This window comes from Bradyrhizobium sp. 956_D2_N1_4 (assembly GCF_052076025.1).
In the GTDB taxonomy this organism is placed as follows: Bacteria; Pseudomonadota; Alphaproteobacteria; order Rhizobiales; family Xanthobacteraceae; genus Bradyrhizobium; species Bradyrhizobium barranii.
This window is the reverse complement of the sequence record NZ_CP197237.1, coordinates 4331013-4349835: the sequence shown is the minus strand read 5'-3', so window position 1 is coordinate 4349835 and position 18823 is coordinate 4331013. Positions and strand designations below refer to the sequence as shown.

Below are 18823 nucleotides of genomic sequence, written 5' to 3'. Positions count from 1 at the left end.
TTGCCCACCCTACGATCCCTCTATTTGTACTCCCGCTCGCTCCACCACGGAAAATAATCCGGCATATCGCTCGACACCTTGTTCTTGAACTGCGCCGGACGCTTCTCCAGGAACGACACCACGCCTTCCCTAACGTCGTCCGAGCGGCCGCGCGTGTAGATGCCGCGGCTGTCGACCTTGTGGGCTTCCATGGGATCGTCGGCACCCATCATGCGCCACATCATCTGGCGGATCAGGGCGACCGACACCGGCGCGGTCTTGGCGGCGAATTCCTTGGCCAGCGCGCGGGCGGTCGGCAGCAGATCATCCGGGGCTACGACCTTGCTGACGAGGCGGCCCGCAAGCGCTTCCTGGGCCGGGAAGACGCGGCCGGAATAGCACCATTCCAGCGCCTGTGAGATGCCGACGATGCGCGGCAGGAACCAGCTCGAGGCGGCCTCCGGCACGATGCCACGCTGGGAGAACACGAAGCCGAAGCGCGCGGCATCCGAGGCGATGCGGATGTCCATCGCGAGTTGCATGGTGACGCCGATGCCGACGGCAGGGCCGTTCACGGCGGCGATGACGGGCTTCAGGCACTTGAAGATGCGCAAGGTCACCTGACCGCCGCCATCGCGCACCTGCGGATCGCTGTAATCGACCTTGCCGTCCGCGAAGCGCTTTACCGGCCCGCGCCGCGCATCGCGATCGAAGGTATCAGCGCCCGATGAAAGATCGGCGCCTGCGCAAAAACCGCGGCCAGCGCCGGTGACGATGATGGCGCGGACGTCGTCGTCCTTGTCGGCGGCGTCGAACGCGTCGATCAGCTCGGCCTGCATCTGCGCGTTGAAGGCGTTGAGCTTGTCGGCCGGTTCAGCGTGATGGTGAGGATCTGCTCGGCGACCTCGTATTTGATCGTCTCATACGCCATGGTGGTTTCCTTCCTCATCTTAAGTGCGATCTCAATGAGACGAGACGCATGGTCGCCGTTGTCCGTCTTGCGCGGACTGGGCATGCGAGCAGTACAAGAACGTGGATGGCCGGGACAAGCCCGGCCATGACGGAATGCCTACTTTGCCGGCGGGCTCGGCCAGGGCTGCTGTGCGCTGCGCAAGCCCTCGAACGCCTTGGCCATGCCGAGCACGCCGATATCGTCGAAGCGGCGGCCGACGATCTGCACGCCGATGGGAAAGCCGTTGGCGTCGAAGCCGCCGTTGATCGAGACGGCGGGGTTCTCCGACATATTCCACGGCACGGTATAGCAGATGTGCTCGAACGGCCGCATCGGATCGTTGGTGGGCGAGGCCCAGTCCGCCGCATAGTTCACGTTCGGCGCGGTCGGCGAGATCACATAGTCGAGCTCGCAGAATAGTTTTGAAGCGGCCGCCCGGATCGCCATGGTCTGGTTGAAGCCGCGGATGACATCCACACCCGAGAGCTTTGCGCCGGATGCGCCCCATTTGAAGATGTAGGGCAGCACCTTTGCCTGTTCGGACGGCGTCAGCTTGGCCAGATCGTCCCACATCCGTGCGCGCCAGAAATTGTCGAGGCCGTCGAGCATCTCGCGGGTCAAAATGCCGTCGACCTCGGTGACGACGCTCCCTGCGGATTCGAACGCCTTTGCGGCTTTCACTGCAACATCGCGGACCGACCGTTCTGCCGGCAGGCCGACGCCGGCATCGAGCATCAGGCCGATGCGGAGTTTGCGCGGGGATTTCTCCAGCCCCTTCCAGTTGAGAGGCTCGGCGGGGAGGCTCATGCCGTCGCGCCGGTCGGGCTTTGCAATCACGCTCATCATCAGCGCGCAATCGTCGACCGTGCGGGTCATGGGACCGGCGACACGGCCGACGTAGGTCGGGTCGATCGGCACGCGGCCAAAACTCGGTTTCAGGCCGACGAGACCGCACCAGCCCGCAGGCAGGCGGACCGAGCCGCCGATATCGGTGCCGAGATGCAAGGGGCCGTAGCCAGCCGCAGCCGCCGCGCCGGCGCCCGCGCTGGAGCCGCCGGGATTCTTGGAGAGATCCCAGGGATTGCGCGCCAGCGCGTGGAAACTGGAGAGTCCCGAGGACAGCATGCCGTAATCGGGCATGGTGGTCTTTGCGAAGATGATCGCGCCGGCCTCGCGCAGCCGCGCAGCCGGCGGGGCGTCCTTCTCGGCCGGCACGAGCTTCACGCTCGCAGCGCCGAGCGGGATGGGCACGCCCTTGGTCGCGATGTTGTCCTTCACCGTCACAGGCACGCCGTCGAGCGCGCCTGATGGCTCGCCCCCGCTCCAGCGCGCGGTCGAGGCCTTCGCGGCCTCGCGCGCGCTGTCGGGATCGAACGCGTAGAGCGCCTTGAGATGCGGTTCCCACGCAGCGACGTGCGCAAGCACGTCCTCCAGCACCTCGCTCGGCGAGAACTGCTTGGCGCGATAGCCCGCGATCAGATCGACCGCGGAGAGATCGTGCAGCGAGGTGACGGCCTCTTCGACGCTCTTTTTGTGCATTGCTAACCTACCGGCATGCGCGTTTCGATGATCCGGGCGAACATGCTGGCGCCGATCGGCAGGATCTTGTCGTCGAGCACGAAGCCGGGATTGTGCACGGGCACCGAGCCGTCGTGGCCGATCCAGAAATAGGCGCCGGGAATGGTTTGCAGCATGTCGGCGAAATCCTCGCTGCCCATCTTCGGCTGGGCGCGGGTGATCACGTTGGCGGGGTTGACGACGGTGCGCGCGACCTCCTCGACCACCTTGGACTGCTCGACCTGGTTGACCAGCACGCCGAAAGTGTCGCGGATGTCGGCTTCGATCACGCACTGATAGGCGCTCGCGATGCCGGCGCAGATCGTGCGGATGCGTTCGGCGATCAGGGCGCGGACTTCATCCGAGAAGGTGCGGATGGTGCCACAGAGATGGGCCTCGCCAGGGATGACGTTGTAGGCGGAACCGGCGTGAATCTGCGTGATCGAGATGACGGCGGCCTGCAGCGGCTCGACGTTGCGGCTGACGATGGTCTGGATCGCCTGCGCCAGCGTGGTCGCGATGATCACCGCGTCCTTGGAGCGCTCGGGCATCGCGCCATGCGCGCCGTAGCCGGTGATGCGCAGGTCGAAGAAGTCGGCGCTGGCCATCGCGGGGCCGGGCAGGATCGCGATTTCGCCGAGGTTGAGGTCGGGCGCGTTGTGCAGGCCGTAGAGCTCGTCGCAGGGAAACTTCTCGAACAGCCCGTCCTTGATCATCGCACGCGCACCACCGAGGCCTTCCTCGGCCGGCTGGAAGATCAGGTGCACGGTGCCGTCGAAATTCCGGGTCTCGGCGAGGTAGCGCGCGGTGCCGAGCAGCATGGTGGTGTGGCCGTCATGGCCGCAGCCGTGGAAGCGGCCGGGGATTTTCGAACTCCATTTCAGATTGGTGTTCTCTTCCATCGGCAGCGCGTCCATGTCGGCGCGCAGGCCGATGCGCTTGCCGCCCGAACCCTTGCCCTTGATGACGCCAATCACGCCGGTGCCGCCGAGACCGCGGTGCACCTCGATGCCCCAGCTCTTCAGCTTGTCGGCGACGATGCCGGAGGTGCGCACTTCCTCGAAGCCGATCTCGGGATGGGCGTGGAGGTCGCGCCTGATAGCAGTGAGTTCGTCGGCATAGCCGTCGATGCGGTCGATCGTGGGCATGTGTCCTGTCCGGTTAGCGTGATGGGGGCGTGAAAACGGGGCCGTTCGGCTTGATGCGGATGCCCGGCCGCAGGCGCGTCCAGGGCAGGGTGGCTGTGTCGGCCGGCATCGCGCCGGGCGCGGCGCAGATCATCAGCTTTTCCGCGATCGACTCGAAATCGGCGCGGAAGTGCACCGAGCTCTTGTTGACCAGAATCTTCTGCGCGGTCGGCTCGATGCCGACATAGCGGTACATCGCCTGATCGGCGAGCTGTGCCTTGTGCGAGGAGACGACGACGCGGACGTCACCGATGCGCAGGCATGCGGAGGGACCCATCTCCATCTCGCGGCCACCGTAATAGGGGCCGGGCGCGACGAAGCGGCCGTCGGAGAGCTTTTCGACGATGAAGGTCTCGCGATAGGGCTCATCCCCGGGAATGCCGGACTTGCCGCCGAGCGACAGCGTCACGGTGGCGCCGACGCCGGCCGCATGCGCGGCCTTGGCCGAGACCGGGTCGTAGATCACGCCGGTCGCAGCGCTCGCCTTGTTGCGTACCAGCGCGCGCAGCATGCCAGTGGTGTCGGAATCACCGCCGGCGCCAGGATTGTCCTGGGTGTCGGCGATGATGATCGGCTTGCTCGCGCCCTTGGCGAGTTCCATCGCATGGCGCACGCCGTCGTCGGGCGACCAGATCTTGCCGTCGAAATCGTCCTCGTGGCTTTCGATCAGTTTGACGATCGCATCGGCCGCGCGGTCGGCATCGGCCTGCGTCTTGCCATAGGCGAACACGCTCGGCCCGCAGTCGCGGAAGTCGGCGGCGGGGAAGCCGGGCGCGAAGGACAGCGTCGGAACGGCGTCGCTCTCCAGCGCGGCAAGTTTTTCGTAGATGCCCTTGGTGGGAAAGTCATTGGTGCATTGCCAGCTGATCGCGATCAGGAACGGCAATTGGCGAAACGACTTTGCAAAGCGCTGCCTGGTCTGCAGCAGCAGGGCGAGGTGCCTTGCGGAGGCGCGGCCGGTCTCGGCCATGTCGACATGCGGATAGGTGCGGTAGGCGATCAGCGCATCCGCGTGTTCCATCATCTCGGGCGTGACGTTGGCGTGCAGGTCGAGGCTGGCAACCAGCGGAACGTCCTTGCCGATGACGCGGCGCACGCGCGCCAAAATCTCGCCTTCGCCGTCGTCGAGATGCTCGGTCACCATCGCGCCATGCAGATCGAGATAGACCGCATCGAGCGGGCCGGCGGCGGCGATACCGTCGACCATCACCTTCACGATACGCTCGAAGGCGTCCCTGGTGACATGCGCCGACGGACTTGCGCCGCAGGCGATCGTCGGAATGAGGTTCCAGTCATTGGCTTCGGCGCTGTCGACGAAGCCGGCGAGGCCGACATTGATGCGGCGCATCACCTTCAATACGTCGGCGCCTTCCGTCATGGCCGGCCAGCCGCCGCCATGCTGGAAGTCCGCGAAAGTCGCCTTCGTCGGGGCGAACGTGTTGGTCTCGTGCAGGAAGCCGCCGACGGCTATACGTGTCATTAATTCTGGTCCAGCGTTTGAAAGTGCGCGACGTTAGCCTTGGCTTCGAGGCGGGGGCAAGCGAGGAGCCCATGCCGCCGCGCATGGCTTTAAGTCATTTTCGAATGATGATGGTCGCTACCCGTCACTGCGAGCGAAGCGAAGCAATCCAGAATCTTTCCGCGGCGGCAGTCTGGATTGCTTCGCTTCGCTCGCAATGACGGAGTATGCGGATCAAGCCGTCGCCGCGACGCCTTCCGACACCGGCCTGAAGTTCGCAAAATCCCAGCCGCGGCCCGGTGCGGCCTCCAGCAGCGCCTTGGTGTAGGCTTCCTTCGGATGCGTCAGCACCTCGGCGGCCAGGCCCTGTTCGACGACACGGCCGTGCTGCATCACCACGACCTCGTCGCAGATCTGGGCTGCGACGCGGAGATCGTGGGTAATGAACAGGATGGCGATGCCGAGCCGGTTCTGGATCTCGTCGAGCAGTTCCAGCACCTGCGCCTGAACCGAGACGTCGAGTGCCGAGACCGCTTCGTCCGCGACCAGCACGTCGGGGTCGAGCGCGAGCGCACGCGCAATGGCGATGCGCTGGCGCTGGCCGCCGGAGAACTGGTGCGGATAGCGCGTCACTGCGTCCGCGGGCAGGCCGACGAGCTCGAGCAATTCGCGCGCCCGCTTCATCGCATCGGCATGCGAGGTGCCGTAATTGATCGGGCCTTCCGCGATGCTCTCGCCGACGGTAATGCGCGGGTTGAGCGAGCGGTAGGGATCCTGGAACACGATCTGGATCTTCTGCCGGTGCGGCTGGAGCAGGCGGCGCGAGATGTCGGCGATCTCGCGGCCGGCAAGGCGCACGCCGCCGGAGGTCGGATCGATCAGGCGCACGATGCACCGCGCCACCGTCGACTTGCCCGAGCCGCTCTCGCCGACGATGCCGAGCGTGCGGCCCTTGCGCAGCGTCAGCGTGACCTTGTCGGCGGCGACGACCTCGCGGCCTTTGCCGAAGAAGGCGCGCTCCTTATAGACCTTGCCGAGCTCGTTGGCCTCCAGCACCACCGGCTCCTTGGTCTCGGGCCGTGCCGCGCGCGGCACCAGGCTCGGCACCGCAGAAAGCAAATTGCGGGTGTACTCCATGGTCGGGTTGCGCAGCACGGTCTCGAGCGGACCGGTCTCGACCAGCCGGCCCTGTCGCATCACAGCGACGCGGTCGGCGATCTCGGCAACCACGCCCATGTCGTGGGTGATGAACAGGACGGCGGTGCCGTGATCGCGCTGGAGGTCGCGGATCAGCGTCAGGATCTGCTTCTGCGTGGTGACGTCGAGCGCGGTGGTCGGCTCGTCGGCGATCAGCAGCTTCGGCTCCAGCACCAGCGCCATCGCGATCATGATGCGCTGGCGCTGGCCGCCGGACAGGCGATGCGGATAGGAGGCGAAGATGCGCTCGACCTGGGGCAGGCGGACCTGCTCCATCATGTCGAGAATGCGCTTCTTCCGCGCCTTGGCGTCGAGATCGGTGTGGGCGCGCAGGACCTCGTCGATCTGACGGCCGACCGGCACCACCGGATTGAGCGCGGTCATCGGCTCCTGGAAGATCATCGCCATCTGCGTCGCGCGGAGCTGGCGCAGGCGGCGATCGGTCGCGGTGAGAATCTCTTCGCCGACCAGCTTGACGCTGCCGCCGGTCGGAACCAGCGTGCCCTTCGGCAGCAGGCCCATCGTGGTGAGCGAGGTCACCGACTTGCCCGAGCCGCTTTCGCCGACGAGACACAGTGTCTCGCCCTTATGCACCTGGATCGAGATCCCGTCGATGATGTTTGCGCCCTTCGGCTTCTTGCCGATGGAGACGACGAGGTTGTTGATGTCGAGAACTGGGTTGGTCATCACTTGATCCGTCATCACTTGCCCTCCCGCTGCTTCATGCGGGGATCGAGGGCGTCGCGGGCGGCGTCGCCGATCAGATTGATGCTGAGGATGGCGATCGAAAGCAGCAGGCCCGGCCAGAAGATCAGCGTCGGCTTGAGCTGAAAATACTGACGGCCCTCGGCCATGATGTTGCCCCAGGTCGGCGTCTCCGGCGAGATACCGGCGCCGAGGAAGGAGAGAATGGCCTCGGTCAGGATCGCGGAGGCACAGACATAGGTGCCCTGGACGATCAGCGGCGCGATCGTGTTCGGCATCAGATGTCGCCACATGATCTTCGGCAGGCTGGAGCCGACCGAGATCGCGGCCTCGACGTAAGGTTCCTCACGCGCGGACAGCACGACCGAGCGCACCAGGCGTGCCACGCGCGGTATTTCGGGGATGGTGATCGCGACCAGCACGGTCCAGATGCTGGCGCCGGACAGCGACACCACGGCGATCGCGAGCAGGATGCTCGGCATCGCCATGAGGCCGTCCATGACGCGCATCAGGACGGCATCGACCAGCTTGAAGAAGCCGGAGACGAGGCCGATCGCAAGACCGATGACGATCGACAGGATCGCCGAGCCGATGCCGATCAGGAGCGAGATGCGGCCGCCATAGATGACGCGCGACAAGAGGTCACGGCCATAGGCGTCGGTGCCGAGCAGGAACTGCGCCGAGGCCGGCTTCAGCCGCTGCGAGGGCGCAAGCTGGACCGGATCGTGCGGCGCGATCAGCGGCGCCAGGATCGAGACCAGCACGATCAACGCGAGCAGGATCGTGGCCGCCGCGATGATCGGCGTCGAGGTGAGGAATCCGAAACGCGGCCGCAGCGGCGACGTGATCGGAATGGACGACTGGGGAAGGCTATCGACGGACATTTTTGTTGTTATCCTTAGCCCTAGTACCGGATCCGGGGATCGAGCAGCGTGTAGGCGACGTCGATCAGGAGATTGACGACGACATAGATCAGCGACGTCAGCAGGATCATCGCCTGGATGACTGGGTAGTCGCGCGCCAACACCGCGTCCACCGTGAGGCGGCCGATGCCGGGGATGTTGAACACGCTCTCGGTGACGACGACGCCGGAGATCAGCAGCGCAAAGCCGGTGCCGATCACGGTGATAACGGGCACCGCGGCATTGCGCAGCGCATGGCGCATCATCACTGCGACCTCGTTGATGCCCTTGGCGCGGGCGGTGCGGACGTAGTCCTCACCAAGCACGTCGAGCATCGCCGCACGCGTCATGCGCGCGATCAGCGCGATGTAGATGAAGGAGAGCGCGCAGGTCGGCAGGATGATGCGTTCGAAGAACGGTCCAAAGCCGTTGAAGATGCTGCGGAAGCCCTGCACCGGCACCCAGCGAAGGTCGATCGCGAAGACCTCGATCAGGAGATAGCCGACCACGAACACCGGCACGGAGAAGCCGAGCACGGAGAGGCCCATCACGAAACGATCGATCCAGGTGCCGTGCTTCCACGCCGCGATGACGCCCAGGGGCACGGCGACGATGACGGCCAGAATGATTGTCGAGAGCGCGATCGAGATCGACGGCTCGACGCGCTGGCTGATCATCTTCATGACTGGCAGGTTGGAGATCAGCGACGTCCCGAGATCGCCGTGCAGCAGCTTGTTCACCCAGGTGATGAATTGCACGATCAGCGGCTCGTTGAGGCCGAGCGAGTCGCGGATGCGTTCCAGCCGTTCCGGCGTCGCGTTATCGCCGGCGAGAATGGCGGCGGGATCGCCCGGCGTCAGCCGCAGCAGCAGGAAGACGAACAGTGCGACGACGCCCATCACGGGCACCGCGGCCAGAACGCGGCGAATGAGATAACCTAGCATGCACCTATCTCCGGCTGCGGAACTTGTGGGGCCGGGAGGCCCCCGTGGAATCGGTTCTGTCTATCATGCACGCCTGTCACTCGGGCTGGAAAGCCGGCCGTGGAAGCCGACGTTTCGGGGCAAATTGTGTGCCAAGGGCAGGGCGGTCGCAAGGGGCCGCCGAGCCTCCGATATCGACCACTCAGGATGCATGACGGAACTCGCGCTCAACCCTGAGTGAGGGGGCGGTCGGCGGTGCGTTGAGCCCGCGCCAGCCGTCGATGGTCCCGGCAATCATCTGCGCGGTCGCGGCCGACAAGGTCCAGCCGAGATGGCCGTGGCCGGTGTTGAAGAAAAGGCCTGGCATCCGTCCTGCGCGCACCACTGGCATCATGTTCGGCATCATCGGCCGCAGCCCGGCCCAGGGCACGACCTTGGACGTTTCGACGCCGGGGAAGTTGCTGCGCACCCAGTCGACCAGCGGCTGCACGCGGTCGGCGCGGATGTCGCGGTTGAAGTCGTTGAACTCGGCGGTGCCTGCGACGCGGAAACGATCGGCGCCCAGCCGGCTGGTGACGATTTTTGCGGCTTCGTCGAGCAGGCTCACGGTCGGCGTCGCATTGCGGCTTGCGGCAGTGTCGAGCTGAACGGTGATCGAATAGCCCTTCACCGGATAGACGTTGACGCGCTCGTCGAGGAGGGCGGCGAAGTGGCGGCTGGCCACACCGGCGCAGACCACGACGCCGTCAGCCTTCAGCATGCCGCGCACGGATGCGACAGCATCACTGGCCGAAAGATCAGCCCAGCCGATGACAAAGCCGCCACCTGCCTGGGCAATGGAATCGATGTTGGCTTCGTGGATAAAGGTCGCGCCGCGCCGCTTGCAGGCTTCCGCAAGTCCGCGCGTGAACTTGTGGATATCGCCGGTCGCATCCGACGGCGTGTAGAAGCCGCCAAAATAGTCCTTGCGCAGCGTCGGCTCGATGGCGCGGATCTCCTCTGGCGTTACCGGGCGGCGATCGAGCCCGCCTTCCTTCAGCAGCGCATTGACCTGCAGGCCGGATTCAAAACCCTTCTTGTCGTGATAGATGTGCAGGATGCCGCAGCGTTCGAGATCGAAGTCGATGCCTTCGCGCTCCGCGATCTCGAACAGATGCTTGCGGGCTTCGATCGCGAGCCGCGTGGTCTGGATCGTGTTGGCGCGGTAGTTGCCGATATTGGCGACGAACTCGCTCATCCACGAATATTTGTGCCAGTTCGGCCGCGGGTTCATCAGCAGCGGCGCGTCGCGCCGGAACATCCAGCGCAGGCCTTTCAGGATCGTGGCGGTGCTGTTCCACACCTCGGCATTGCTGGCGGAGAGCTGTCCGCCATTGGCGAAGGACGTCTCCATCGCGGCGTAGCGGTGCTTGTCGAGCACCGTCACCTTGTATCCGCGTTCGAGCAGGGCATAGGCAGTCGTTACGCCGGTGATGCCGGCGCCGATGATGGCGATATGGGTCATGGCAGGTTCGGGGCTCCCGTGAGTTAGAGTCGGCTAACCGCCGGCCAAAGGCCGTTGGCGGCGCCCCATCTGTCACGGTTACCTGAGAGCTTGATCCGGCGCGGACCTCGGCGAGGTCAGCTCCGGACTATCCCCTTCGGTGGACGTCACGACCACATTGGCCGTGCCGCCTCTCTCCAGATCGTCCTGACGATACGGTCCTTTTGCCTGAGAGTTTCCGGGGCGGTTGCTCCGTCGGCGCCGCAACGAAAGCCTGAACTCTCGTTGCGATCTCTCCCGCATCGTCGCGTGGACAATCGAGCAGTACGATGCGCCTCATTTTTAGACAAGGCTAAATTTAAACCGCGACTGCCAACGCATTGTGCAGTGCGAAGGCTGCGTCGTCAGTCGAGCGTCGCCAGCAAGCCCGCCATCAGGCGCCCGCGTTCAACTAGGCTCTCGACCTCGATGAACTCCTCGAGCGTGTGGCCGTTGCCGCCGCGCACGCCGAGGCCGTCGAGCGTCGGGATGCCCATCGCGCCGGTAAAGTTGCCGTCGGAGCCGCCGCCAGAGCTCGCATGCGGCAGCTCAGTGCCGAGCGACTTGGCGATGCCGCGCGCCTTTTCATACAGCGCCATGGTGCCGGCATCGGGCTCCCATACGGGGCGCGTGACGCCGCGCGTCACCTTGAACGTGACATCATTGGTCGTGCCCGACAGCGCCAGCATCCGCTCGACGCCGCGGTCGAGATCGGCCTGGCGCTTGGCCATGGACAGCGCCTCGCCGGTGGCGGTCGTGGCAACGCAATTGACCCATTGTCCGCCGTGCACGACGCCGACAGAGAAGGTGCAGTCCTCCGTCGTCATCGCGTCGATGGCGAGGATCTGCCGCGCCATCTCGCGGATCGCCGAGCGTCCGGCCGACAATGTCGCGCCGGCATGGCTCGGCCGGCCCGTCGCTTCCAGATTGAAACGCGCGATGGCGTAACGTCCGGTGGTGACACCGTTGTCGGCGCGGCCCGGTTCGGGCACCAGCACATATTTGTTGCGCGCGGCCTCCGCCTCGATGATGTCCCGCGTCGAGGGCGTGCCGACTTCCTCGTCGGGCGTAAACAGCACGGTGATCGGCAGCGGCGTGGTGAAGGAAGCGCGTGCCAGCTGCCGGATCGCTTCCAGCGAGAGATAGTTGCCGCCCTTCATGTCGTAGATGCCGGGGCCGTAGCACTTGTTGCCCTCGCGCCGCCATTTCAGCTTCTCGATGGTGCCGACCGGGTGGACGGTATCCATGTGGCCGGCGATCAGGATGCCCGGCTCGCCCTGTTTCGGATGCGGGAAGCGCGCGCGGATCACGCCGCCGAAGCCCTGTCGACCGCCGATGCGTTCGATCGTCGCACCCATGATCGCCATATCCCGCGCTGCGATATCGAGCATGCGGTTGACGGCACTCGCGTCCCAGGTCGGGCTCTCGCATTCCACCCAGGTGCGCAGGCCCTCGAGCATCGCCTCGGAATCGAAGGGAAGATTGGCTGGATTCATCTTAATGTCTCTCAAGCTTCGAAAGATGGAACGCGCATTGCATTGGCGCGGACGGGACTGGCGGAAAGCGTTGTAGAGCCAAACCGGTCTTTGTGGAGCCCGTGGGCGCGCCGCTTGGGGCTGCAGCGAAACCGGATTGACGCGCTCAACACTGTCTGCAAGTCTCGAAAGACAAAGGCATCGCATGAGGTTAGTTCGCCTAAAGAACGAACCGAATGCTCAACCAATAACCTGCCTTTGAACAGTTTCACGTCAGGAGAAACTTTTATGTTGAGCTTGATGCGCCGGGGGCGTCGCGCGTTCGCCTCCACACTTGCGCTATCGGTCGTTGCGCTTTCGACGGCGATGGCCTCGCCGGTACTTGCCGCCGCCAGCAAGACCATCACCGCGGTGATGCATTCGGATCTGCGCATCATCGATCCGATTTTCACCACCGCCTACATCACGCGTGACCATGGCTACATGGTCTACGACACGCTGATCGCGACGGACTCGAATTTCAAGATCCAGCCGCAGATGGCGGACTGGAAGATCTCCGACGACAAGCTCACCTACACCTTCACGCTGCGCGACGGCCTGAAGTGGCACGACGGTACGCCGGTGACGGCGGAAGACTGCGCCGCTTCGCTGAAGCGCTGGGCCGCGGTCGACGGCATGGGCCAGCAGATGATGCAGTTTACTGCGAGCATCGAGGCGACCGACCCCAAGACGATCACGCTGAAGCTGAAGGAGCCCTACGGCCTCGTGCTCGAATCCATCGGCAAGCCGTCCTCGCGCGTCGCCTTCATGATGCCGAAGCGTCTCGCCGAAACGCCGCCGGACAAGCAGATCCCCGAGCAGATCGGCTCCGGCCCGTTCAAGTTCGTGCAGGGCGAATTCCAGCCCGGCGTGAAGGCGGTCTACGTCAAGAACACCGACTACGTGCCGCGCAAGGAGGCGTCGAGCTGGACTGCCGGAGGCAAGCTGGTCAAGGTCGATCGCGTCGAATGGATCACCATGCCGGATGCGCAGACCGCAGTGAACGCGCTGCAATCGGGCGACATCGACTTCATGGAAGTGCCGCCGTGGGATCTGCTGCCCGTCCTTGAAGGCAATGCCGACCTCAAGACCGAGACGCTGAACAAGTTCGGCTACCAGACCCTTGGGCGCATGAACTTCCTCTATCCGCCCTTCGACAATCCGAAGATCCGCCGTGCCGCACTTCTGGCGATGAACCAGAAGGACGTGCTCGACGCGCTCGTCGGCAATCCCAAATACTACAAGATCTGCGGTGCGTTCTTCATCTGCGATACGCCGTTCGCGACCGACGTCGGCTCGGAATCGCTGGTCAAGGGCAACGGCATGGCGGAAGCCAAGAAGGCGCTCGCCGAGTCCGGCTATGACGGCACGCCCGTCGTGGTCATGGTGCCCGGCGACGTCGTGACGCTGAAGGCGCAGCCGACGGTCGCGGTGCAGTTGCTCCGCGAGGCCGGCTTCAAGGTCGACGCGCAGGCGACCGACTGGCAGACGGTGGTCAGCCGGCGCGCCAGCCAGAAGCCTCCGAAGGAGGGCGGCTGGAACATGTTCTTCACCAACTGGGTCAGCGCCGACGTGTCCAACCCGATCGCCAATCTGTCGATCGGCGGCCAGGGCAAGAAGGGCTGGTTCGGCTGGGCGGAGAACGCCAAGATCGAGAAGCTCAAGGACGACTTCGTCCGCGCCGCCTCGCTCGACGATCAGAAGAAGATCGCGACCGAGATCCAGAAGGAAGCCTATGACCAGGTGATCTACGTGCCGCTCGGCCAGTATCTGGCGCCGAGCGCGTGGCGGAAGTCGCTCACCGGCGTGCTCGACGGCCCGGCGACGCCGGTGTTCTGGAACATCGACAAGACCGAGTAAGGCGAGGGCGCGCCAGCGCGCCTTCCCCGAGCGTTACGCGGCGTCGCTGTCATCAGCGGCGCCGTTTTCGTTTGTCAGCCTCGCGTCAGCTTTTAACTCTTCCAGTGTCCAATCATTGCTATTTGTTTCTGACTTGAAATAGATGTGCGCGGTTCGCACATCACTTCCTTCCTGCATTTGAGTCCCGTGTCGATTGATTTTTCATTTCGGGCGATGGCCGAGCGGTCCGATCGCGCGCCGGCGCGATGGCGGCGGCCTTTCCTGCGCTGGCTCGACGGCGTCGAGGCGGGTTGGGCCGTTCCGCTTCTCATTGTTTGCTTTGTCGCGCTCTGGACGATCTATCTGGTCGTCGCCTATGCCGGCAGCGGCCTGCACCCTGATACCCTCGAGGCCTGGACGCTCGGGCGCCGTTTCGCGTGGGGCTACCACAAGCATCCGCCGCTGATGGGCTGGGTTACGGCGGTGTGGACCTCCGTTTTCCCGCTCAGCAACTGGTCGCTGCAATTGATGGCGATGGCCAATGCCGGGCTCGCCCTGTTTTTCGTCGACCGGATCGCACGGCAGTTCGTGACCGGGCACAAACGCATCCTGGTGCTGCTGCTCCTGATGCTGACGCCAGCCTATCAGTTCCACGCCCAGCGCTTCAACGCCAATGCGGTGCTGCTTGCGCTCTGGCCGCTCGCGACCTGGTGTTTTCTGCGCGCGTTCGAGACCCGCAGCGCGGCCTGGGCGGTCGCGGTAGGATGCACCACGGCGCTGGCGATGGTCGGCAAATATTATTCGGTCTTCCTCGTGGCGAGCTTTGCATTTGCCGCGCTGGCTCATCCCGCGCGCCGCGCCTATTTCACGTCCGCTTCGCCGTGGATATCGGTCGTGGTCGGACTCGCGGTGTTGTCGCCGCACATCTACTGGCTCGCGATGACCAGCGCGTCGGCCTTCACCTACGCGATGGCGCACGCCAACGGCAACTTCGTGAGCTCGCTCGGCGAGGTGCAGAACTTCCTGCTCGGACTCGTGGCGGCCATCAGCGTATCGGCCGTCTTCTGGGTGATCATCGCCGGCACACGGCTGAAACAATTTGCGGCCGACTTCGCCGCGATGAGTTCCGGCCTGCGGCTTCTTTTTTACGTTGCGATCGGCACGATCGTGCTGCCGGTCCTGACGTCGCTGGCGATGGGCACCGATCTGCCGTCGCTATGGGCGCTGCAAGGGCTGTTCCTGTTCGTCGTGCTGATCGTTTGCGGCACGCGCTACCCGATCGAAAGATTCTACACCGTCAATGTCACGGTCATCACCGCAATCGTTGGGCTCGCCGCTGTCTTCGTCGCCGCCCCGATTCACGCCGTCTATCGCAACAATCACGGCTACGAAGAGGGCCGGAATTTCTACGCGCAGGTAGCCAACGAGCTCACCCGGGAATGGCACGAGCTGACCGGGGAGCCGCTCAGCGCCGTCAGTGGCGACGATTCACTGGCCTTTGCGACCGCGTTCTACAGTCCGGACCATCCGTATTACGCGCGGCCGTTCGAGTTTCAGTACATGTGGGGCATGCCGCGAAAGACGACACTGGATCGCGGCTGGGCCGCGCTCTGTTTCAGCGGCCAGGACTATTGCGGCAGGTGGATGGAGTCCGTGTCCGCGCGCGCCGAGCATTTCGTCAGGCGCCAGTTCACCGTGCAGGCGACGCTATGGGGCAAGCCCGGCCTGACGCGGGACGTGGTCGTGCTGATCGTGCCGCCGCGAACGAGCAGCGCGACGCCCGAGAGCGCCGCGCAGGACTTCAGCGCCAGCAGGCGCCCGACGGACTAGGCTTTGCGCTCAGCAGTGGCTGTCGCGGATTCGCTCGAGGCCTTCGCTCGCGAAGGGGGGAGTGAACGCAGTTCGGTCGGCGCCCGGCGTCGGGCGCTCCGTTTCCGCCCGATCCGGGGTGGTGTTGTCTTCGCGATGTTCCGGTTCCATGAGGCGGCCTTTCGAATTGCTGCAGTACAACATCGACGCGGCCGGGAAGTTCCTCATGCGATGGGACGATGATGCGGCTTGAACAGCCGTCCCTTTTCCACCACCAGCACGATCGCAAGCGCCGCCAGCGTCGACAGGAAGAAGCCGACCGAGAACGGCAGCAGCGTGCCGTCGAAACTCTGGCCGATCGCCATGCCGACGACGATGCCGATCAGCGTCGTGATCGAGCCGTAGAGCGAGGAGGCGGTGCCCGCGATGTGGCCCTGCGGCTCCATGGCGAGTGCGGTGAAGTTCGCGACCATCATGCCGAATGAGAACATCATCAGGGCGGACAGCACCATGAACAACGAGAGCGGCAGCATGCCGAGAGTTTCCGTCAGCAGCATCACGCCCGCAACCGCGGTGTAGAGCGTCAGCGCGCCGTGCGAGATCACGCGCATGCCGAGCCGTCCGACCAGCTTCGCATTGAGGAAGCCGGCGATCGCGGTGCCGGCCGCGATCGCGGCGAAGGCAATCGGGAAATAATGGCCGAGATGATAGACGCCGGTGAAGACCTGCTGCGCCGAGAAGACATAGGCAAAGAGCGCGCCTATCACGCTGCCGGCGGCCGTCGCATAGCCGATGGTCTGGCGGTTGGTCACGGTCTGCCGGAACGCCGAGAGCACGTCTGCGGGCGCCAGCGACCTGCGCTCGGACTCGGGAAGGGTTTCGGGCAGCCGCAGCACGCTCCATGCGAGCGCGAGCAGTCCGTAGAGCATCAGTACGACGAAGATGCCGCGCCATTGCGTGACCAGCAGCACCGCCTGCCCGAACGAGGGCGCAATCACCGGCACCGCGATGAACACCATCATGGCGAGCGACATCACGCTCGCCATCCGGCGGCCGACATAACAGTCGCGCACGATCGAGGTCGCGATCACGCGCGTCGCCGACGTGCCGAGCCCTTGCAGCGCGCGCGCCAGCAGCAGCGTCTCGAACGAGGGCGCGGCGACCGCCAGCACGCTTGCCACCGCATAGACCGCCATGCCGCCGAGCAGCACCGGGCGGCGCCCGAAGCGGTCCGACAACGGGCCCATGACGAACTGGCCGGCACCGAAGCCGATCAGGAAGGTGGAGAGCACCAGCTGAAGATGGTTGGCGTTGGGAATGGCGAAGGCTGCCCCGATGTTGGGCAGCGCCGGCAGCATCATGTCCATCGCAAGCGGATTCAGCGCCATGATGGACGCGATCACGATGACGAATTCTGGAAAACCCATGGGCCGGTGTCCCGAGGACACCCAATCGTCGGCATTGACGTCGGACAAAGCTCACCTCTGAAAATCAGAGGCTTTTTGATCGGTTATGCTGCGTCGCACAACCCATGTTTCGGGATGGCTGACAGGCGGGGCGGTGTCGGACACGAGTTGGTGAGGTCGCCCGTCACGCCGGCGGACCCGTCGAGGTTAAGGACGGCTTAAGCGCGGCCCGACCTAGCCGTCTCGACTAGGCCGAGCGCCAATCGTCCCGCGGTGTCGACATAGTCGAGATCGCGATGGATCAGCATCACGGTCGTGGCGCCGTCGAGCAGGATCACGAGCTGGCGTGCGACCGCCGCTGCACCGGCAACGCCATGCCCGCGCAATTCGGTTTCGAGCCACGCTTCAAAACGCTTCTTGTGCGCCGCGCCGGCCTTGACCGCGGGATGTGCCGGCGTGTTTGCGAGCTCGGCGATGGTGCGCAGGAATCCGCAGCCGCGCCATCGCGGCGTATCCACGGAGCGTCCGAGCCTTGTGAAGAGACCGCGGACCTTATCGGCCACCGTGCCCTCGGTCTCGGCGAACCAGCGCATATAGAGCTCCAGCGTCGGCTGGTCCCTGGCCGCGATGGTCTCGGCGACGAGCTCGTCCTTGCTGGCGAAGTGATAATAGAGCGTCTTCTTGGTGACGCCGGCCTTCTCGGCGACCGCGTCCATGCTCACCGCCCTGATGCCTTCGCCATAGAACAGGCGCGTCGCCGCGATGACGATCTGCTCGCGAGTGGTGTCGCCTTTGCCTGACATCGCGAATGTATACTGCCTAGTGAGTATACACGACAAGATCGCTGTGGCTGACTTCCGCGCCTGTTCGACCTGGAATTCGACCCGGAAGGAGCCTGCACTTGTCCGATCTCGTACTCTCCGAAACGCGAGGCGCTGTCGCGCTGCTGACGTTCAATCGCCCGAACAAGCTCAATGCGCTGAGCTACGCCCTCGTCGACCGCTTGATGGCGATCCTCGATCGCATCGAGGACGATGCCGAAATCCGCGCCGTGATCCTGACCGGGGCGGGCGACCGCGCCTTCTCGGCCGGCGCCGACATCGCCGAGTTCTCGGAGAGCGTGAAATGCGGGCCGGACGCGGCGGTAAAGGCCTTCGTGCGGCGCGGGCAGGCGATGACGGCGCGCATGGAGGCGTTTCCGAAGCCGATCATCGCCGCCGTGAACGGCATCGCCTTCGGCGGCGGCTGCGAGATCACGGAAGCCGTGCATCTCGCCGTCGCGAGCGAGCGGGCGAGCTTCGCCAAGCCCGAGATCGCGATCGGCATCACGCCGACCTTCGGCGGCACGCAGCGCCTGCCACGGCTCGCAGGCCGGAAGCGGGCGCTCGAATATCTCCTGACAGGAGATTCCTTTTCACCACAGCGGGCTCATGAGATCGGTTTGGTCAACCAGGTCGTGCCGCACGGGCAGCTGCTGGACGCAGCCTTCGCGCTGGCAGACCGCATCACGCGGCATTCGCGCCTGGCGGTCGCCCGGGTCATCACCGCCGCCACGCGGGGCCTCAACGTCTCGATCTCGGAAGGCCTCGCCATCGAGAGCGAGCAGTTCGCACGCATGGCGGCGACCCGGGACGCGCGCGAAGCACTCGATGCCTGGCTTGCCGCCCGCTTGTCGCGGTAGGGGTAGCGCGGCGGATCTGGCGGTCACGGCGACAGGGAACCTGTTCCCCTGCCGTCCAGACGGACGGCTGGCAACCAGGGATTCACCATAAGCGCGAGCGCAACGCACAGGGGAGATGAATCCGCAACCCATCCTGTCCATGGTGGCACGGCCTGGCGCCGCGTTGGCGCCGGGAGAAACCTGGCCAAGCA

The 18823-nt window shown here is 64.9% G+C and carries 13 protein-coding genes, 1 pseudogene and 2 riboswitches; of the genes and pseudogenes, 3 read left to right on the top strand and 11 right to left on the bottom strand.

Annotation, left to right across the window (positions count from 1 at the left end; translation table 11 throughout):
- Nucleotides 1-20: 20 nt before the first annotated feature.
- The 9 genes and pseudogenes from AB7535_RS20650 to AB7535_RS20610 form a co-directional block, all read right to left on the bottom strand.
- Nucleotides 21-910: pseudogene (locus tag AB7535_RS20650) on the bottom strand (crotonase/enoyl-CoA hydratase family protein).
- A gap of 138 nt (nt 911-1048) precedes the next feature.
- Nucleotides 1049-2470 (bottom strand): amidase, encoded by a 1422-nt coding sequence (locus tag AB7535_RS20645; RefSeq protein ID WP_085401611.1) that lies wholly within the window; start codon nt 2468-2470, stop codon nt 1049-1051.
- Between the two features lie 2 nt (nt 2471-2472).
- Nucleotides 2473-3636, bottom strand: coding sequence for a M20 aminoacylase family protein (locus AB7535_RS20640; protein WP_085401612.1), 1164 nt, complete (start codon nt 3634-3636; stop codon nt 2473-2475).
- A 13-nt stretch (nt 3637-3649) separates the two neighbouring features.
- Entirely contained in the window at nt 3650-5155 is a 1506-nt protein-coding gene (locus tag AB7535_RS20635; protein WP_085401613.1) for a M81 family metallopeptidase, read from the bottom strand.
- Nucleotides 5156-5368: 213 nt separating this feature from the next.
- The gene (locus AB7535_RS20630) at nt 5369-7018 is read right to left on the bottom strand and encodes an ABC transporter ATP-binding protein (protein ID WP_085401683.1); all 1650 of its coding nucleotides are present in this window, start codon (nt 7016-7018) and stop codon (nt 5369-5371) included.
- Between the two features lie 14 nt (nt 7019-7032).
- Nucleotides 7033-7920 (bottom strand): ABC transporter permease, encoded by an 888-nt coding sequence (locus AB7535_RS20625; RefSeq protein WP_028150021.1) that lies wholly within the window; start codon nt 7918-7920, stop codon nt 7033-7035.
- 20 nt (nt 7921-7940) lie between these two features.
- Complete coding sequence (locus AB7535_RS20620) at nt 7941-8882, bottom strand: ABC transporter permease (protein ID WP_014494267.1); 942 nt, start codon at nt 8880-8882, stop codon at nt 7941-7943.
- Between the two features lie 181 nt (nt 8883-9063).
- The gene (locus AB7535_RS20615) at nt 9064-10365 is read right to left on the bottom strand and encodes a D-amino acid dehydrogenase (RefSeq protein ID WP_085401614.1); all 1302 of its coding nucleotides are present in this window, start codon (nt 10363-10365) and stop codon (nt 9064-9066) included.
- 67 nt (nt 10366-10432) lie between these two features.
- A riboswitch (glycine riboswitch) is annotated at nt 10433-10547 on the bottom strand.
- A gap of 3 nt (nt 10548-10550) precedes the next feature.
- Nucleotides 10551-10654, bottom strand: a riboswitch (glycine riboswitch).
- Nucleotides 10655-10748: 94 nt separating this feature from the next.
- Nucleotides 10749-11879, bottom strand: coding sequence for a M20/M25/M40 family metallo-hydrolase (locus tag AB7535_RS20610; RefSeq protein WP_085401615.1), 1131 nt, complete (start codon nt 11877-11879; stop codon nt 10749-10751).
- A 267-nt stretch (nt 11880-12146) separates the two neighbouring features.
- Between AB7535_RS20610 and AB7535_RS20605 the strand changes: the two genes are divergently transcribed.
- Entirely contained in the window at nt 12147-13757 is a 1611-nt protein-coding gene (locus tag AB7535_RS20605) for an ABC transporter substrate-binding protein (protein ID WP_085401616.1), read from the top strand.
- Between the two features lie 213 nt (nt 13758-13970).
- Nucleotides 13971-15566, top strand: a complete 1596-nt coding sequence (locus AB7535_RS20600) for a glycosyltransferase family 39 protein (protein WP_231142239.1) — start codon at nt 13971-13973, stop codon at nt 15564-15566.
- A gap of 203 nt (nt 15567-15769) precedes the next feature.
- Here AB7535_RS20600 and AB7535_RS20595 read toward each other — a convergent pair whose 3' ends face one another.
- Together AB7535_RS20595 and AB7535_RS20590 are read right to left on the bottom strand one after the other, a co-directional pair.
- Nucleotides 15770-16972: a multidrug effflux MFS transporter gene (locus AB7535_RS20595; protein WP_371497853.1), complete on the bottom strand. Its 1203-nt coding sequence runs from the start codon at nt 16970-16972 to the stop codon at nt 15770-15772.
- A gap of 197 nt (nt 16973-17169) precedes the next feature.
- Nucleotides 17170-17754 carry a TetR/AcrR family transcriptional regulator gene (locus AB7535_RS20590; RefSeq protein ID WP_085401618.1) on the bottom strand — a complete coding sequence of 195 codons (585 nt, stop codon included), beginning with the start codon at nt 17752-17754 and terminating at the stop codon, nt 17170-17172.
- Between the two features lie 98 nt (nt 17755-17852).
- Between AB7535_RS20590 and AB7535_RS20585 the strand changes: the two genes are divergently transcribed.
- Nucleotides 17853-18632, top strand: coding sequence for a crotonase/enoyl-CoA hydratase family protein (locus AB7535_RS20585; RefSeq protein ID WP_085401619.1), 780 nt, complete (start codon nt 17853-17855; stop codon nt 18630-18632).
- The last annotated feature ends 191 nt before the right edge of the window (nt 18633-18823 follow it).

Excerpts from the sequence above, each read along its gene's own strand:
- AB7535_RS20645 (WP_085401611.1), bottom strand. The coding sequence starts at position 2,470 with ATGCACAAAAAGAGCGTCGAAGAGGCCGTCACCTCGCTGCACGATCTC.
- AB7535_RS20640 (WP_085401612.1), bottom strand. The coding sequence starts at position 3,636 with ATGCCCACGATCGACCGCATCGACGGCTATGCCGACGAACTCACTGCT.
- AB7535_RS20635 (WP_085401613.1), bottom strand. The coding sequence starts at position 5,155 with ATGACACGTATAGCCGTCGGCGGCTTCCTGCACGAGACCAACACGTTC.
- AB7535_RS20630 (WP_085401683.1), bottom strand. The coding sequence starts at position 7,018 with ATGACCAACCCAGTTCTCGACATCAACAACCTCGTCGTCTCCATCGGC.
- AB7535_RS20625 (WP_028150021.1), bottom strand. The coding sequence starts at position 7,920 with ATGTCCGTCGATAGCCTTCCCCAGTCGTCCATTCCGATCACGTCGCCG.
- AB7535_RS20620 (WP_014494267.1), bottom strand. The coding sequence starts at position 8,882 with ATGCTAGGTTATCTCATTCGCCGCGTTCTGGCCGCGGTGCCCGTGATG.
- AB7535_RS20615 (WP_085401614.1), bottom strand. The coding sequence starts at position 10,365 with ATGACCCATATCGCCATCATCGGCGCCGGCATCACCGGCGTAACGACT.
- AB7535_RS20610 (WP_085401615.1), bottom strand. The coding sequence starts at position 11,879 with ATGAATCCAGCCAATCTTCCCTTCGATTCCGAGGCGATGCTCGAGGGC.
- AB7535_RS20605 (WP_085401616.1), top strand. The coding sequence starts at position 12,147 with ATGTTGAGCTTGATGCGCCGGGGGCGTCGCGCGTTCGCCTCCACACTT.
- AB7535_RS20600 (WP_231142239.1), top strand. The coding sequence starts at position 13,971 with ATGGCCGAGCGGTCCGATCGCGCGCCGGCGCGATGGCGGCGGCCTTTC.
- AB7535_RS20595 (WP_371497853.1), bottom strand. The coding sequence starts at position 16,972 with ATGGGTTTTCCAGAATTCGTCATCGTGATCGCGTCCATCATGGCGCTG.
- AB7535_RS20590 (WP_085401618.1), bottom strand. The coding sequence starts at position 17,754 with ATGTCAGGCAAAGGCGACACCACTCGCGAGCAGATCGTCATCGCGGCG.